We start from the raw sequence: 17,438 nt of genomic DNA on the forward strand, positions 1-17,438 counted from the left end.
CGAACGTGCAGGCATGCTGCCGGTCCGCGATCGCGATTTTTCGTGGTTAGCGGTTGTTAGGGTTTGCGGACCCTCACACCTCGCGCGCGATACGCCCCTTAACCCGAATGGCCGGCGATACCGCATCTGGAGAACAAATGGCTTCGACTACTTCTTACAATCCTTCCCGCGACGATTTCGCCGCCATGCTGGATGAATCCTTTGCCGGCGGCAATTTGCAGGAAAGCTCGGTTATCAAGGGCAAGGTGGTTGCGATTGAAAAGGACATGGCCGTCATCGACGTCGGCCTGAAAACCGAAGGCCGCGTGGCGCTGCGCGAATTCGCAGGGCCCGGCCGCGAAAGCGAACTCAAGGTTGGTGATGAGGTCGAGGTGTTTCTCGATCGGATCGAGAACGCGCTTGGCGAGGCGGTGTTGTCGCGCGACAAGGCGCGCCGCGAGGAAAGTTGGGGCAAGCTCGAGAAGGCGTTCAACAATAACGAGAAGGTGCACGGCGTCATCTTCAACCAGGTCAAGGGTGGCTTTACCGTCGATCTCGATGGTGCGGTCGCCTTCCTGCCGCGCTCGCAAGTGGATATTCGTCCGATCCGCGACGTCGCTCCGCTGATGAACAATTCGCAGCCGTTCCAGATTCTCAAGATGGATCGCCGTCGCGGTAACATCGTGGTGTCGCGCCGCACGGTTTTGGAAGAAACACGCGCCGAACAGCGCCAGGAACTGGTGCAGAATCTCGAAGAGGGTCAGGTCATCGACGGCGTTGTCAAGAACATCACCGATTACGGTGCGTTCGTTGACCTCGGCGGCATCGACGGCCTGCTGCACGTCACCGATATCGCCTGGCGACGGGTGAACCATCCGACGGAAGTGCTGACGATCGGCCAGACCGTCAAGGTCAAAATCATCAAGATCAATCACGAGACCCACCGCATCTCGCTCGGCATGAAGCAATTGCTGGACGATCCATGGCAGGGCATCGAGGCGAAGTATCCGCTCAATGCGCGCTTTACCGGCCGCGTCACCAACATCACCGATTACGGCGCGTTCGTTGAACTGGAGCCGGGGATCGAAGGGCTGATCCACGTCTCGGAGATGTCGTGGACCAAGAAGAACATGCATCCCGGCAAGATCGTTTCGACTTCTCAGGAAGTCGAAGTACAGGTGCTCGAAGTCGACTCGGTCAAGCGCCGGATTTCGCTCGGCCTCAAGCAGACCATGCGCAACCCGTGGGAAGTTTTCGTCGAAAAATTCCCGGTGGGATCGACCGTGGAGGGCGAGGTCAAGAACAAGACCGAGTTCGGTCTGTTCCTCGGGCTCGAGGGCGATGTCGATGGCATGGTCCATCTTTCGGACCTCGACTGGAAGCTGCCGGGCGAGCAGGTGATCGACAACTTTAAAAAGGGTGACATGGTCAAGGCCGTGGTGCTCGACGTCGATGTCGAAAAGGAGCGCATCTCGCTCGGCGTCAAGCAGCTTGAGGGCGACCCGTTCGCCGAGCCGGGCGATGTCAAGAAGGGTGCGGTCGTAACTTGCGAAGTGCTGGAGGTGAAGGAAGGCGGCATCGACGTAAAGATTGTCGGTACCGACTTCACGACCTTCATCAAGCGTTCCGAGCTGGCGCGCGAGCGCGCCGATCAACGCGCCGAGCGTTTCGCCGTGGGCGAAAAGGTCGATGCGCGGGTGATCCAGTTCGACAAGAAGGCCCGCAAGGTGCAGGTCTCGATCAAGGCGCTGGAAGTCGCTGAAGAGAAAGAGGCGATCGCGCAGTACGGTTCCTCCGATTCGGGAGCGACGCTGGGCGACATTCTTGGCACTGCGCTCAAGCAGCGCACTGACAAGTAAGCCTTGGTTTCTTTGTCTCGATCAATTGGGCCCCGGTTGCGACCGGGGCCTTTTTTGCTGGCCCCGCCGCTGCATCTGCCTCTTGTTTTCTCCACATTGCGCCGCAATTGATGTAAGTGGGAGATCGCCTCTTGGCGGTGTGCAGAGAACACGATGCGATCTCCGGGAGCCGCTCGCGGGAGAATTTTTCTATGTCGCTTGAATCAGATGTGATCGTGGATCGCCGCAGGATTCGCCGCAAGCTGACGTTTTGGCGCGTGATCGCCGCTTTGCTTGCGATTGCCGCGGTGGTTACAGCCGGCGTGCTTGCCATGCCTGGCGCACCTAACACGTTCAGTACGTCCGGCTCGATCGCCCGCGTTCATATCGATGGCCTGATCCGCAGCGATGCCGAGCGCGTCGAGGCCCTGGAACGGCTTGAAAATTCTCGCTCCGCGGCGGTCGTCGTTCATATCAATTCGCCGGGCGGCACAACCGCCGGCTCCGAGCAGCTTTATGACGCGCTGGTGCGACTGAAAACCAAGAAGCCGCTAGTGGTGGTCGTCGAAGGGTTGGCGGCATCGGGCGGCTATATCACGGCGATCGCGGCGGATCATATCGTCGCCCAACAGACATCGCTGGTCGGCTCGATCGGCGTGCTGTTTCAATTTCCGAACTTTACCGATCTTTTGAAAACCGTGGGCGTGAAGGTCGAGGAAGTAAAATCGTCTCCGCTGAAAGCCGCACCCAATGGTTATGAGCCCACCACGCCGGAGGCACGCGCTGCGCTGGATTCGCTGGTGAAAGATTCCTATGCGTGGTTTCGCAGCCTGGTGAAGACGCGGCGCGGCATGGATGACGCGCTGCTCGATAAAGTCGCGGACGGGCGGGTCTTTACGGGCCATCAGGCGCTCGATCTCAAGCTGATCGATCAGCTTGGCGATGAGAAGACCGCGGTAGCATGGCTGGTGGCAGAAAAGGGCGTCAAGGGCGGTCTGCCGGTCCGCGACTATAAGCTCTCGCCGCGGTTCGGCGACCTGACCTTCCTGCGAACGGCGGCTTCGATCACACTCGATGCGCTAGGTTTGGCTTCGGTGGCGCGCCAAATTGAACAGGCCGGCCTGGCGCAAGCCGTCGATCGTTTAAGCCTCGATGGCATGCTGGCATTGTGGCAGCCGCCCGGCAGCAAATGAACCGCCTGGCTGCGGTCTTTCGATCCTCATTGTGCGTGGCGGGGAAGTCACAATCCCCAATCCACCGCTTTGTCACGTATTTTCGGGCCGCCCAAAATTGATTTAGCGTCTTGACAGTTCAAGGCATTTTCACGGAAATGCACCTCCGTACGTTCCGGGTCGCAGTCTCGATGATCAAATCCGAACTTGTTCAGCGTATCGCCGAGCACAACCCGCATCTTTACCAGCGGGATGTCGAGAATATCGTGAACGCTATTCTCGATGAAATCGTCGCAGCCCTGGCGCGCGGCGACCGGGTGGAGTTACGAGGTTTCGGTGCATTCTCGGTCAAGCATCGTCCGGCGCGCGCTGGCCGCAATCCGCGCACCGGCGCGCATGTCCCGGTCGACCAGAAGAGCGTTCCGTTTTTCAAGACGGGCAAGGAAATGCGCGAGCGGCTGAACCGCGACGACGGAGCTCCCGAGTCCGGCGGCTGAAGCCTTTTTGACCGCGCGCCGTCTGCGGTCGTACCGTATTCTGCAGAGCATGCCACCGGTCTCCAGCAACGCGAGAGGGATCATGCGCAAGTTTGTTACCGCTGTGGTCCTGATTCCCCTGGGCCTGATCTTTCTTGTCTTCGCGGTTGCCAATCGTCATTTGGTGACGGTCTCGTTCGATCCGTTCAATTCGGCCGATCCGTCCATTGCGGTCACACTCCCCCTGTTCGTCGTGATCATCGCCGTGGCGATCGCAGGGGTGGTGACGGGCAGCACAGCGACCTGGTTCCGGCAGCGTCATTGGCGCCGCGCTGCACGCCAGCACGAGTCGGATGCGCGCCGTACGCGAGAGCAACTAGCCGAATTGCGCGCTACCGCTGCGGCCGCTAGGTACGATCAGCAGCGTTTATCCGGGCCGATGCCGCAGCGATCCTACGGGTCCGCTGGGCGAGACAAGCAGGGCGCGACGTTGTAGAACGCGCCGCAGGCGCCTCGGCCGTTCCGGCCTGTCGCAATCGCCTTAACCGTGCGTTGACCATGTCCTTGATCGTGAAAATTTGTGGCCTATCCACGCGCGAAACGCTTGCTGCGGCGCTGGATGCCGGCGCCGACATGGTTGGCTTCGTGTTCTTTCCGCCGTCGCCACGGCACCTGAGCCTTCTGGCGGCGCGCGACCTCGGTAACCAGGTACAAGGCCGCGCAGCAAAGGTAGCGCTTACGGTCGATGCCGACGATGCGCTGCTCGGCAACATCGTCGAGGCGCTGCGGCCTGACATTCTACAACTCCACGGCAGGGAACCGGTGACGCGGGTGCGCGACATCAAGCAAAAATTTGGATTGCAGGTGATGAAAGTGATCGCGGTCGAAACCGCGGCCGATCTCGGCGCATTGCCGGGTTACGGTGACGTTGCCGACCGTATCTTGTTTGATGCCCGCGCGCCTGCCGAGGCCACCCGGCCCGGCGGCCTCGGCGCGGCGTTCGACTGGCGCTTGCTCGAACAACTCGAGCTCCAACGGCCGTTCATGGTCTCAGGCGGTCTCGATGCCCGGAATATCGCGGACGCCATTCGCATCACACGCGCCGGCGGCGTAGATGTTTCGTCAGGCGTGGAGCGCTCGCCGGGCATCAAGGATCCCGAGATGATCCGCGCCTTTATTCGCGCGGCCCGTGCAACAAAAGAGCTACTGGTTCGATGAATTCAGCACTGCCCAATTCCTTCCGCAGCGGTCCCGACGAGCGCGGTCATTTCGGCGGCTTCGGCGGCCGTTTTGTCGCCGAAACGCTGATGCCGCTGATCCTCGATCTGGAAAAAGCTTACGCCGAGGCCAAGGAAGATCCGAAATTCCAGGCCGAAATGGACGGCTATCTCAAGCATTATGTCGGCCGACCTTCGCCTTTGTATTTCGCCGAGCGCCTGACCGAGCATCTGGGCGGCGCCAAAATCTATTTCAAGCGCGAGGAGCTGAACCACACCGGCTCGCACAAGGTCAATAACGTGCTCGGCCAGATCATGGTGGCGCGGCGCATGGGCAAAAAGCGCATTATCGCCGAGACCGGCGCCGGCCAGCATGGCGTCGCAACGGCTACACTCTGCGCGCGCTTCGGACTTGATTGCTTCGTGTACATGGGGGCGGTCGATGTGGAGCGGCAGCAGCCGAACGTCATCCGCATGGAAATGCTGGGCGCCAAAGTGATCCCCGTACAGTCGGGTACGCGCACCCTCAAGGACGCCATGAACGAAGCGCTGCGCGATTGGGTCACCAATGTGCACAACACGTTTTACTGCATCGGCACGGTGGCTGGCCCGCATCCCTATCCGATGATGGTGCGTGACTTTCAGTCGGTGATCGGGACCGAGACGCGCGCGCAGATGCAGGAAGAAGAAGGCCGCCTTCCGGATTCGTTGATCGCCTGCATCGGCGGCGGGTCCAATGCGATGGGATTGTTTCATCCCTTCCTTGATGATCCCGGGATTGAAATCTTTGGTGTTGAGGCAGCCGGACACGGGCTGACACAGCTGCACGCCGCCTCCATTGCGGGGGGTCGGCCCGGCGTGCTCCACGGCAATCGGACCTATCTTCTGATGGATGACGACGGCCAGATTCAGGACGCGCATTCGATCTCGGCAGGGCTGGATTATCCGGGCATTGGTCCGGAGCATTCGTGGCTGCATGAAACCGGCCGGGTGACATATCTGTCGGCAACGGATGACGAGGCGTTGGCCGCGTTTCAGTTGCTGTCGCGGTTGGAAGGTATCATTCCGGCTCTGGAGCCGGCGCACGCCATCGCCAAGGTCATGGAGTTGGCGCCGAAACGGCCGAAAGATCATTTGATGGTCGTCAATCTGTCCGGCCGCGGTGACAAGGACATTCCGCAGGTGGCGGACATCTTGCGGGGGAAGAAAGCGTGATATCGAACCGTCGCCGGATATTTCACATCTCACCGCCGGGAACAGGTCGGCTGCGGAGCGGCCGTCCATGGAGCGGCCGTCCATCATGAGCACGCGCATCGATGCCCGCTTTGCTGAATTGAAGAAGCAGGGCCGCTCGGCCTTCATCACCTTCCTGATGGCCGGGGATCCCGATCCCTCGACCTCGCTCGAAATTATCAAGGCACTGCCAAAGGCCGGCGCTGATATTATCGAGATCGGGATGCCTTTTACCGATCCGATGGCGGACGGTCCGGCGATCCAGGCGGCGGGGCTGCGCGCGCTCAAGGCCGGCATGAGCCTGAAAAAGACCCTCGCGATGGTGCGCGAGTTTCGAAATCAGGACGCTACTACGCCCATCGTCCTGATGGGCTATTACAATCCGATTTACATCCATGGCGTCGACAAGTTTCTTCTCGACGCGAATTCGGCAGGGGTGGATGGACTGATCATTGTCGATCTTCCGCCAGAGGAAGACAACGAACTGTGCCTGCCCGCGATGAAGGCGGGACTGAATTTCATCCGGCTGGCGACGCCGACCACAGACGACAAGCGGCTGACTGCGGTGCTCGCCAACACATCAGGGTTTGTGTACTACGTCTCGATCACCGGGATCACCGGCAGCGCCAGCGCTGACACGGCCGAAGTCGGCGAGGCCGTGGCGCGCATCAAGCGGCATACAAACTTGCCGGTTTGTGTCGGCTTCGGCATCAGGACGCCAGCGGCAGCCCGCGCCATCGCGCAAAGTGCGGATGGTGCGGTGGTTGGCACCGCGCTGGTCGACGCCTTGCGAGGGAGCCTCGATTCGGAGGGTCGTGCGACGGCCAAAACCGTCGATGCGGTCGCTGATCTTGTCTCATCATTGGCGCAAGGAGTCCGAGGCGCCAAACAGGCCGCGGAATAAGCCACGATTGCGATGGAAATACCGGTGCTCGGCGGCTTGTTGGCCAGTTCGCGAGCCGCCATATGCTGAGAGCGCGATGCGCTTTAATCTGCAGTAAGCGAATCGATTGCATTCGGAGCGAAACATGAATTGGCTCACCAACGTCGTCCGGCCGAAAATCCGCAACATCCTGCGGCGCGAAACGCCCGAGAACCTTTGGATCAAGTGTCCGGATTCCGGGCAACTCGTGTTCTACAAGGATGTCGAGGCCAACCAGTTCGTGATCCCCGGCTCCAACTACCACATGCGGATGGGCGCGGTGGCGCGACTGAAATCAATCTTTGACAACGAAACCTGGTTCGACGTCGCATTGCCGGAGGTCACCGCCGACCCGCTGAAATTCCGAGATGAACGCCGCTATGCGGACCGCATAAAGGATGCGCGGGCCAGGACAGGACTGAATGACGCGATCAAAGTCGGCTACGGCAAGCTAGAAGGCGCCGCTGTCGTGATCGCGGTGCAGGATTTCGATTTCATGGGCGGCTCTCTGGGCATGGCAGCTGGCGAAGCCATCGTTCGTGGGCTCGAACTCGCGGTCGAGAAGAAGTCTCCGTTCATTGTGTTCGCGGCGTCTGGAGGCGCGCGGATGCAGGAGGGCATCCTGTCGCTGATGCAAATGCCGCGCACGACCGCCGGCGTGCAGATGCTGCGTGAAGCGCAACAACCCTACATCGTGGTGCTGACCAACCCGACCACGGGCGGCGTCACCGCGTCGTATGCCATGCTCGGAGATGTGCAGATCGCCGAACCCGGCGCGCTGATAGGTTTTGCCGGCGCGCGCGTGATCGAACAGACCATTCGCGAAAAATTGCCGGAGGGATTTCAGCGAGCGGAATATCTCAGAGATCATGGAATGGTCGATATGGTGGTGCATCGCCATGAGCTGCGACCAACGCTGGCCCGCCTCTGCCGCTTGTTGACCCGATCGCCGCCGCTGCAAACTGCCGCGAAACCTCCGTCGCAAGCAAAACCGCCTGTGGTCGAGAGCCTATCAAGTGCCGATGTGGCGCAGGCAGCGCCCCAGGCGTGAGTTCGCCTGCGGCAACACCGTCCGGTTCGCTCGAAGCCTTGCTTGCGCGCCTCTCTGCCCTCCACCCCGAGCGCATCGAACTCGGCCTGGAGAGGATGCAACGGCTGCTGGCGCGGCTGGATCATCCAGAGCGCGCTCTGGCGCCGGTGATTCACGTCGCCGGCACCAACGGCAAGGGCTCCACCATCGCTTATCTGCGGGCGATCATGGAAGCGGCGGACCTACGCGTGCACGCCTACACATCGCCTTCGCTGGTCCGGATCAACGAGCGCTATCGATTGGGCCGCCGTGGTCGCGGCAGCCTGGTTAGCGATGATGAACTGTACGCAATGCTCGAACGCTGCGAGCGGGCCAATGCGCGTGAGCCGATTACCATTTTTGAAATTGAAACCGCCGCGGCGCTTTGCTTGTTCGCGCAGCATCCGGCCGATGTAGTGCTGCTGGAAGTTGGGCTCGGCGGGAGGCTTGATGCTACCAATGTCATCGAGAAGCCGCTGGCGAGCGTTATCGCGCCTATCAGCATGGATCATACTGAATTTCTCGGCGAAACGGTGAGCACGATCGCGCATGAAAAGGCCGGGATCATCAAGCGCAATGTGCCGGCGATTTGCGCGGAGCAGCCGCCTGAGGCGATGGCTGTGATTGAACAGCAGGCCAGCCGGATGAAGGCGCCGCTCCATGCCGCGGGGCAGGAGTGGCATGTCAATATCGAGCGGGGGAGGTTGGTGTACCAGGACGACCGAGGATTGATGGATCTGGCGGGGCCCAGATTGTTCGGACGCCATCAGTTCGAAAATGCCGGGCTCGCGATTGCGACACTGCGCGCGCAAGATTCGTTCAGAATTGAAACAACGGCAATCGAGGCTGGCATCGTCAATGCCGAATGGCCGGCGCGGATGCAGCGTCTGGCCTCGGGGGAGCTGTTGAGCCGGGCGCCGCATGGTTGCGAGATCTGGCTGGACGGCGGACATAACACTGCGGGAGGTCGGGTCGCGGCAGCGGCTTTGGGCGATCTTGAAGAGCGGGTATCACGTCCACTCGTTCTCATTGTTGGCATGATGGGCAATAAGGATGCCGGCGCGTTTCTCGCAAATTTCGCCGGGCTTACCCGTCACATCATCGCGGTGCAGATCCCTAACCACGACGGCTCGATGCCGGCAAACCGGCTTGCGGACGCGGCGCGGCAGCTTGGCATGCGGGTAGAAACCGCGGCCAGCGTCGAAGCAGCTTTGTCCTCGGTTGCGAGATTGGCCTACGAGGTGCCGCCGCGCATTCTGATCACGGGCTCGCTGTATCTTGCCGGCCACGTGCTAGCCGCCAACGGCACGCCGCCGGGATAGCTGAGTTCATGCCAACATCTTCATCGGATCGGCGGTTTTCTGCTTAAGCTGATCGAACGTGCACTGGTTGGGACTCTTGTCGGGCCGCCAGCGCAGGATGGAGGTGCCGTGGCGGAATCGATCGCCGCTGAAGTGGTCATAGGCGACCTCGACTACCAGCTTCGGCTTTAGCGGGCACCATTGCGCGGAACGCTCGGTCGACCAGCGGCTCGGGCCACCGGGCGCGTTGCCAGTGAATCCAGGTTTGGCGATCAAAGCTTCGAGTCGTGCCGTTAGCGCAGGTTTTTCCTGCTGCTTGATTGCCGAGCTGAAACCGACATGGTGAAGCAATCCACGATCGTCGTAGAGACCGAGCAGCAGCGAACCGACAACCTTACTGCCGTTCAGCTTGTTGGTCGCGTAGCGGAAGCCGCCAACCACACAATCGGCGCTGCGGAAATTCTTGATCTTCTGCATGCCATCGCGATTGCCGGATTGATAACAAAGATCGAGCCTTTTTGCGATCACGCCGTCGCAACCGCCGCCGGCTCGCGCGAGCCATTTTTCAGCGGTCGCATAACTTGTCGACGCTGCCGACAATCGAAACGTACGGTTCGACTTGAATTGTACTTTTGCAAACTGCTCGAGCAACGGCCGCCGCTCTCGAAGCGGTTTTGCCGAAAGCTCCCCATGCTCCGAGGTCGCCAGCAGATCGAACGCGAGATACAGCGCCGGCGTTTCCCTGGAAAGTTTTCTCACGCGGCTCGCGGCGGGATGAATCCGCTGCAGCAGATCATCGAAAGAGAACGCTTTGCCATGCGGGACCACAATCTCGCCGTCGAGCAGGAACACGCTGGCTTTCAATTCTAGCGCCGCCTCGACCAGTTCGGGAAAATAGCGGGTGAGGTCTTCGCCGGATTTCGAGCGCAGATCGACGTGCCCGCCGTCTCGGTAAAGCAAACAGCGGAAGCCATCCCACTTCGGTTCGTATTGCCATTCGCCGCCGCGCGGAATGGCATCAACCGAGCGGGCTTCCATTGCCGCCAGCGGCGGTGATTGCGAGGGAAGGCTGTTTCTGCGGAGCGGCGGCATGGAAGCTCAACGCAAACGGCCGGCGAATCGCCGGCCTCCTTGGGAAAATAATTCCTCGAAAGTCGCCGATCAGACCGCGGCAGATATCCATTGCTGCAGCTTTTGCTTCGGCGCGGCACCGACCTGGCGCGAGGCCATCTCACCACCCTTGAAGATCATCAGTGTCGGGATCGACATCACGCCGTATTTCGAGGCCGTCTTCGGGCTCTCGTCGACGTTCAATTTGACGATCTTGACCTTGTCGCCCATTGCGCCGGAAATCTCGTCAAGCGCAGGCGCGATCATCCGGCACGGGCCGCACCATTCGGCCCAAAAATCGACCACGACAGGGCCGGTCGCCTTGAGCACCTCGGCTTCGAAATCGGCGTCAGAAACCTTGCCTACGGCCATCGATGTACCTCTTCAGTTCGGAAGAAAACGGCGAGGGAATCGCCGTCCGCATTATGCAGATCAACCTATGAACGAGGCATTGCCCGGTCAAGGCTCCGGTCACGCCGAGATGATGGATGCGAGCTGCGCGTCCAGCGCCGAAGCGGAAATCTCCATCAATTCCGGCGTTTCGGTCCACAGCAGGGCGGCGCGGATCGGCAAATGGGGATAAAGCTTGCCCAGCACGGCCCGATAGAGCGCGAGCTGGCGCACATAGGCCTGGGGCGCCCCGCCGGGGACGCTGGGGGGACCGTAATTGGTTTTGTAATCGATAATCAGCACCTCGGTCGGCGCGATCACCAGCCTGTCGATTTGGCCCGAAACCACGGCGGGCCGCTGCCCCGGTCGCTCCAGTCTGCCAGCGATCGACACCTCGGGACGGCTGCCAGGACCAAATACCGGCGCGAAGCGACTGTCTTCGATCAGAGCCACAACCCCCGAAGCCAAGGCTTGCTGTTCGCCGACCGCCCAGTCGCCGGCGTTGCGGGCGAGGTAATTAAGCGCGGCCTGCTGCCGACGATCGCTGGGCAGGTCGGGAAGAGATTGCAGCAGCCGATGCACGAGCGTGCCCCGCCGCAACGCTTGTCCGCGCATTTGGATCGCTTCGCCACTCCGAACCCGACGAGTTTCATCTTCGGCACCATCTGAAGGGCGCAGCAGCTTGTCAGAGCGGGCTTCCGGGGGCGCATCTATCCGCAGCCACGGTGGCAGCTCGACGTCGGCCTTGGGCTGTGGGGTGGCAGCAACGCCCTTTGCAGAATCAAGTTCGTCGGCCCGCGTGTAGCGTTTGATCGGTCCATCGGGTCTCTCGATCGTCTGCTCCTGCAATCCGGAATTGACGAGACCCGCCCGAACAAGATCGTACCATGAGTATTTGCGGACACTATTTGCGTTACCGGGCATGCAGCCACCGACGATCAGGCGATCGGCGGCGCGCGTCATCGCGACGTAAAGTAGGCGGCGATATTCGTCCTCGATCTCAGCCAGCATGGCCGCGCGCCCGGTCGCGACCACGGCCGGATCGTCGGTCTTCTTGCCGGCCCATACCATCACGCCCCCCGCCAGGCGAATGAGTTTTGGGCGCTGCGTATCCGATGGCGAGGAGGTGGTGTCCACCAGGAAGACCACGGCTGCTTCCAGGCCCTTGGCGCCATGCACCGTCATGACGCGGACTTCATCGCGCGAGATTTCCATGTCGCGTTTGACTTCGGTATCGGCCGCACGCAACCACGCCATAAAACCCTGCAGCGTTGCGGGCGCCTTACGTTCATAGTTCAGCGCCAGCTCAAGGAACTCGTCGAGCGCGTCATTGGCTTCATGACCCAGCCGCCGCAGGATGCGCGCACGGCCGCCATCGCCGCCGAGCAGCCACGCAAAGAATGTAAACGGCGTCTCGGTATCGAAGCGGCGCTCACATTCCGACAAACGAGCTAGCGCATCCCGCAATCTGCCATCGGTCGAGGCGTGCATGCTCAGCGATTGCCGTAGCGAGCCCTGGCGTTGCCATGCCAGCGTAAAAAGATCATCGTCGTTAAGGCCAAACAGCGGACTTTTCAGAGCCACGGCCAGCGCGAGATCGTCGCGCGGCAACAGCAGCGCGTCGGCAAGGTTCATCAGGTCGATGATCGCGATATGCTCGGTCAGCTTCAGCCGGTCGGCGCCGGCTACGGGAATATTGGCGTGCTTCAAAGCCTGGATCACGGCATCGAAAGCGTTGCCGCGTCGTCGCACCAGCACCAGCATATCGCCATACCGCAACGGTCGCCGCTTTCCCGCGCTGCCGGTCAGCGTGCCGCTGTCGACCAATTGCTTGATCTCCGACTGAATCCGCCTGGCAAGCTTTACCTCGGGACTTGTTTGCGACAAGCCGTCAAATGGCGCCCGCCAGCCTTCGATGTCCTGTTTGATTTCCGGCTGCTGCAAGTCCCAAAGATCAATCAGGCTCGGTCCGGCATCAGCGAGAGAATTGTGAAGCGGGTATCCGCTCTCGATCGAATGAATGCTGCGATAGATCTCTTGTTCGCGAAAGACGTGGTCCACCGCCTGCAGGATCGCGGGTCCCGAGCGGAATGAGTAGGTGAAAGAGATCGGATCGAACTTCAGTCCGGCATCTAAAAATCGCTTTTGCAGCAGCCGACGGCGCGCATCGAATTCGCGAGGTGCTGCGCCTTGAAAGGAAAAGATCGACTGCTTTTCGTCCCCGACCGCAAAGATCGTGCGCAAGACATCATCCCGGGCCCCTTTGCCCGACGTGAAATCGGAAATGATATGGGCGACGATGTCCCATTGTTTGGGACTGGTGTCCTGCGCTTCATCGATGAGCACGTGATCTACGCCGCGATCGAGCTTGTAATGCACCCAGCCCGAGGAAATACGGGCAAGCATCTCCAGGGTCTTATCTATCAAGTCGTCGTAATCGAGTAGGCCGCGTTCCTGCTTTTCGCGTCGGTAATTGGCGGCGGCTGCCGTTGCGATCTGCAACAGCGCCTGCGTGCGGTCGCGGATCAGCACCGCCCGTCGTCGCTCGATCAGGTCGGCGATCCGAACGCTTTCCGCATCGAACGCACGTGCAAGCGCCGGATTGTTTTCGCAGAATTTCTTGGTCAGTACGGTCTTGCGGGGCGTGCGCTCATCGGTGAGAAATACGTCCAGATATTTCTCGGCCTGTTCGCTGCCGGTAAATATCAGCGCTTCTCGCAGCCGCGCTGCGTGATCGATCTCGGATTTGACACCGGTGTCGAGAACGAGCGCGATTTCTTTCCAGCGCGATCGTGGCAGATTGGGCCCATCGACGATTGCGCGCTCGATATTCTCGACACTATCGGTGGGGCTGATGCCGAGCGCGGCCGTTACCTCAGCGACCGCGGCCTCGAGACTGCCGGCTCGGTCGGTCCAGGTCACGAATCGGTCGCGGCTCAGGCACGCCTCGCGTAGCACATCCTTGAAGGTAACGTCTGCCGCGCTGGCCATCGCGGTATTGAGCGCGCGGCCGGCGGCGCTATCCGCGTCTCCCGCTGCCTCCAGCAGCACGTCCAGATTGGCCCTCTCCATCATCTCGTTCTGGTCGCGTTCGTCCATGACGGCGAACCGCGCGGGTACGTTGGCCTCAAACGGAAACTGCTGGAGCAGGCGCGTACAAAGCGCATGGATGGTTTGTACTTTGAGGCCGCCCGGTGTTTCGAGCGCGCAGGCGAACAGCTTTCGAGCAGCCATCCTCAAGCGCGGGTCGGGCCGCGCGATGCCGGCGTCAACGATCGCGGCATCGAGCATTGCATCGTCGAGCGTAACCCAGTGCCCAAGCGTCGAGAACACCCGCTCGGCCATGTTGGCGGCGGCGGCCTTGGTAAAGGTGATGCACAAAATCTTCTCGGGGGCGACGCCGTCGAGCAAGAGGCGGATCACCCGCTGCACCAGCACGTGCGTCTTGCCCGACCCGGCGTTTGCCGAAACGAATGCGGAAGATGCCGGGTCCGAGGCGCGCGCCTGGGTGGCGCGGACGGCCGGTGGAATTGGCCGCGCCATTACCATTCTTCCAGTCCGAGTCCGCCGGCCGCCGACCACTCCTTGATGCGAGCGAGGTCGTCGTAAGGACCATAGCGCTTCGCCCACATTGAAAGATTCAGCGAGGTGTAAGGCCGGCTCTCATCATCGAAGGCGCGGATCAGAGTTTCCAGTTTCTGGCGCGCTTCGTGGGCAGCTTGATCGGGCGGTTGCGCGGCATCTCCCGTTTTGAGCTTCAGCTCGAGAGGCTTCTGTTCTCCCGGAGGATTGTTGCCGGAAAGCCTGACATAGCCGAGTTCGCTGACCGAGCTGCCTGCCGGAATACGTTCAAAGCCGCCCTCCCTGAGAATGGCCGCCTCCAACGTGAGCTGTGGTGACAAACCCATTCGCACCTGTTTACCGGTCGGCGGTTGACCGGTTTTGTAGTCGAGGATGGCAAAGCTGCGGTCCCGTCGTCCTTCGATCCGGTCAGCGCGCGCCGAAAGCACAAATGAGCGCTCGGCATCGAGTGGGATTTTGATTTCGCCGCGGATTTCCGCATCGATACGATCGAGGTTGCTGCGCCGCCCAGTTTCCCAATCCGCGAACCATTTGGCGATGCGCTGAAAGCGTGGCCACCATAGCGCCCTCGCCTCGGGCCGTTCCATCAGCGGCGCAAAATATTTTTCGCCGATCACGCGCAAGGCCCGCGCCGGATCTTCTGGAAGCGCGGCTGAGAATGTCTTCGTGAATTCGCCCAGCGCCTCGTGGATGGCAGAGCCTCGATCGGCCGCGGACAATGGCATGTCGACGGGGTCGAGCGGATTCAGGCGCAAAATGTGCCTGGCATAGATCGTATATGGATCGCGCAGCCAGTCCTCGATCGCGGTCACCGACAGTTTTAGCGGCCTTGCTGAGCGCGGGGGTCTAGGCTCGGGCTGCGGGATCGGTTCGACCTTTTCGGGCCGATCCAGTTCAGTTGCGAAGCGGGCATATTTTGCCCCAGCTGATTTGGCGGCGGTCCAGCGCTTCTCGCCGGCCACCGCCTCGAGCCGGTGCAAAAATCTTGAAGCTACTGCCGGCGCGCCGCCTACTTTGGTAGCGTGACTGAGGATGACGTCATCCGCACCGAGCAATTGCGCAAAATCATGCGCGGACAATCCGATTCTTCGCTCCGGCAGGTCGAGGCCGAGTTCATGTCGCATCGGCCGGCTCAGCCATGGATCGACGCGCGGTGCCGGCGGCCACACGCCTTCGACCAATCCGCCAATAATAATTCGGTCGGATTGCGTGAGCCGCGCCTCCAGGGGTCCATAGATCTTCAACTGAACGTCGGCGGCCTCCGGCCGCCGCACCATTCGATCGGCAAACGCGGTCTGAAACACGTCGGGGTAGTCGCCTAGGGCAACCAGCAATCCGCTCTGGGATTCTCCGCCGAGAATGTCGTCGAAGGCGGTGGCGAGCGCGCTGCCGTCCTGGCCATCGAAAGCGAGTGCCACGCCATGCTCATCGCGTGTGAGATCCAGCAGAGCACTGCGATGTCGTTCGGCAAGTTCGACCAGATCGTGCGGTTTGGAGTGGACGACAAGACTCTCGAGCGGCGAGAGAGCCGCCTGCAGGCGCTCGATCAGTATCTGCGCTCCGTCGAGTTCGCGATCAGCAAGCCTGGTCCGGGGTTCGGAACCATGTAGCGATGAAGTCTCGCCACGCCGATGCTTTGCAAGCTCACGGCGGAAGCGCGAGAAGTCGTTCGCAAGCCCACTAGTTCCAGTTTGTGGGCGCGTCCCGCGAAGCAAAGCCAGTTCAAGCGTCTCCATGTCATGATGGAATGCGCCCGGCGAGCCGCCTAACCGGCAAAGTGGATGTTTCAACAGCGCCAGCAGCGTGGGCGGCTCAAGTCGGTTGGCCGCTGCCTCTGCGATGAGCCGCGCGAAGATGCCAGCAGACGTTTCCATCAGCGCGTCGCCACCGGAATTGTCGAAAGCGAGATTCCAGCGCCCCAGCGCCGCGATCACTCGACGCGCCAGCGCGCGATCCGGTGTCACCAGTGCAGCCGACTTGCCGAGATGCCGGGCCTCCCGCATCGCTATCGCGATCGAAAGCGCCTCCATCTCGGGATTTTCGGCTTCGATCACAGCGAGATTTGCCATCCCGCGCGAAATCTTTTCCGCTATCTCTGGTTCGGCCAGCCGCTGATGCCATCGCGCGGTCACACTCGAAGGCCGCATCGTTTCGGATACCAGCACTTCGCGTCCTTGCGGCGCGCTTTGGCCCAACGTCTGGACATCGTCACGCTTGATACCAAATCGACGCAGCAGCGCGTGCATCGCGAACTGCGGATGGTTCGAAACCGGAGCAGATGTGAATTCTCCTCGCGCGTTTTTAACCCCGCCCAGGACTTGCCACGCCTCCTCTTCAATAGCCGTATCGAGCCCCGGGAGGACCACCACGCCTTGGGGAAGCGCGCTGACGGCGTGCAGGAATTTCGCTGTGGCCGGCATCGACCCGGTCGATCCCGCCGCGATCACCGGACCATCATGATTAGCACTGAGACGTTTGGCTTCCGCTGAAATCAAGAGATCGCGCCTGAGCGCGGGCTCGATTTTTCCGATTTCCTGGAGATGCGCGGGCCACGCCTGCCGCGCAATCCGCAGGAATTCGAGCGAGTGCTGCCAGTACTGATCGAGCTGATCCGGAACGAGTCCGTCGAGTGCCTCCCAGCCGACGCCACGGGTGACCATGTCGTCCATCAGGCGGGCCAGATCGCCGGCCAATGCAAGTGTGGAGGCTGGTCCGCCGACCACCAGCGGCGCCAACACCGGCCCATTTGCCCATGCGGCAACCAGCTTGGCGAGCGTGAGTTTGCGTTCGAGTTCGCCTAGTCTCGGTGGAATATCCAATGGCGCCGCGCCACCGAATTGCTCGGACTCTTCGGCAAATGCAAGCTCGTCCTCCTCGATATCGCCGAGCGCAACGATGCGCGGTAGCAGCACGGCATCTGCGCGCATCTCGTCCAGAAATATTTCGCGAGCCAAGCGTCCTGCGCGACGGGTCGGCAAGTACAGGGTCACCTGCGGCAGTCTCTGGGGGTTGCTGCGCGCCTCGAAACCATCCACCAGGCGGCCGTCGACCAACGCGGCGATTACGGTACGCAGAAAGGGCACAGAAACTGGAACGCTGAAAACGCGCATGGGCTGCCTGATTCGGGATCAGGCGACATCATGGCACGG

The 17,438-nt window shown here is 61.2% G+C and carries 13 protein-coding genes; 9 read left to right on the forward strand and 4 right to left on the reverse strand.

What is annotated here, in order from left to right; all coding sequences use genetic code 11:
* Positions 1–137 precede the first annotated feature (137 nt).
* The 9 genes from rpsA to VJV58_RS06895 all read left to right on the forward strand — a co-directional run bounded on the left by rpsA (position 138) and on the right by VJV58_RS06895 (position 9,228).
* The gene (rpsA, locus tag VJV58_RS06855) at positions 138–1,838 is read left to right on the forward strand and encodes a 30S ribosomal protein S1 (RefSeq protein ID WP_324136582.1); all 1,701 of its coding nucleotides are present in this window, start codon (positions 138–140) and stop codon (positions 1,836–1,838) included.
* A 191-nt stretch (positions 1,839–2,029) separates the two neighbouring features.
* Positions 2,030–3,010, forward strand: a complete 981-nt coding sequence (sppA, locus tag VJV58_RS06860; protein WP_324136583.1) for a signal peptide peptidase SppA — start codon at positions 2,030–2,032, stop codon at positions 3,008–3,010.
* A gap of 170 nt (positions 3,011–3,180) precedes the next feature.
* Positions 3,181–3,486, forward strand: coding sequence for an integration host factor subunit beta (locus VJV58_RS06865; RefSeq protein WP_324136622.1), 306 nt, complete (start codon positions 3,181–3,183; stop codon positions 3,484–3,486).
* Positions 3,487–3,568: 82 nt separating this feature from the next.
* Complete coding sequence (locus VJV58_RS06870) at positions 3,569–3,961, forward strand: LapA family protein (RefSeq protein WP_324136584.1); 393 nt, start codon at positions 3,569–3,571, stop codon at positions 3,959–3,961.
* Positions 3,962–4,023: 62 nt separating this feature from the next.
* Positions 4,024–4,683, forward strand: coding sequence for a phosphoribosylanthranilate isomerase (locus VJV58_RS06875; protein ID WP_324136585.1), 660 nt, complete (start codon positions 4,024–4,026; stop codon positions 4,681–4,683).
* A complete protein-coding gene (gene trpB / locus VJV58_RS06880; protein WP_324136586.1) occupies positions 4,680–5,897 on the forward strand; it encodes a tryptophan synthase subunit beta in 1,218 nt (405 codons plus the stop codon). The genes VJV58_RS06875 and trpB overlap by 4 nt, the downstream gene beginning before the upstream one ends.
* 85 nt (positions 5,898–5,982) lie before the next feature.
* Complete coding sequence (gene trpA, locus VJV58_RS06885; protein ID WP_324136587.1) at positions 5,983–6,819, forward strand: tryptophan synthase subunit alpha; 837 nt, start codon at positions 5,983–5,985, stop codon at positions 6,817–6,819.
* 124 nt (positions 6,820–6,943) lie between these two features.
* Complete coding sequence (accD, locus tag VJV58_RS06890; RefSeq protein ID WP_324136588.1) at positions 6,944–7,888, forward strand: acetyl-CoA carboxylase, carboxyltransferase subunit beta; 945 nt, start codon at positions 6,944–6,946, stop codon at positions 7,886–7,888.
* The gene (locus VJV58_RS06895; RefSeq protein ID WP_324136589.1) at positions 7,885–9,228 is read left to right on the forward strand and encodes a folylpolyglutamate synthase/dihydrofolate synthase family protein; all 1,344 of its coding nucleotides are present in this window, start codon (positions 7,885–7,887) and stop codon (positions 9,226–9,228) included. Before accD ends, VJV58_RS06895 begins: the two co-directional genes overlap by 4 nt.
* Positions 9,229–9,234: 6 nt before the next feature.
* Here VJV58_RS06895 and VJV58_RS06900 read toward each other — a convergent pair whose 3' ends face one another.
* The 4 genes from VJV58_RS06900 to addB all read right to left on the reverse strand — a co-directional run bounded on the left by VJV58_RS06900 (position 9,235) and on the right by addB (position 17,399).
* Positions 9,235–10,299, reverse strand: a complete 1,065-nt coding sequence (locus VJV58_RS06900; RefSeq protein ID WP_324136590.1) for an ATP-dependent DNA ligase — start codon at positions 10,297–10,299, stop codon at positions 9,235–9,237.
* A 69-nt stretch (positions 10,300–10,368) separates the two neighbouring features.
* The gene (gene trxA / locus VJV58_RS06905) at positions 10,369–10,689 is read right to left on the reverse strand and encodes a thioredoxin (protein ID WP_138831901.1); all 321 of its coding nucleotides are present in this window, start codon (positions 10,687–10,689) and stop codon (positions 10,369–10,371) included.
* A gap of 99 nt (positions 10,690–10,788) precedes the next feature.
* Positions 10,789–14,256, reverse strand: a complete 3,468-nt coding sequence (gene addA / locus VJV58_RS06910; protein ID WP_324136591.1) for a double-strand break repair helicase AddA — start codon at positions 14,254–14,256, stop codon at positions 10,789–10,791.
* Positions 14,250–17,399 carry a double-strand break repair protein AddB gene (addB, locus tag VJV58_RS06915; protein WP_324136592.1) on the reverse strand — a complete coding sequence of 1,050 codons (3,150 nt, stop codon included), beginning with the start codon at positions 17,397–17,399 and terminating at the stop codon, positions 14,250–14,252. Before addB ends, addA begins: the two co-directional genes overlap by 7 nt.
* Between the last annotated feature and the right edge of the window lie 39 nt (positions 17,400–17,438).

The sequence above is a fragment of the Bradyrhizobium sp. genome, from assembly GCF_035273305.1.
GTDB lineage: Bacteria > Pseudomonadota > Alphaproteobacteria > Rhizobiales > Xanthobacteraceae > Bradyrhizobium.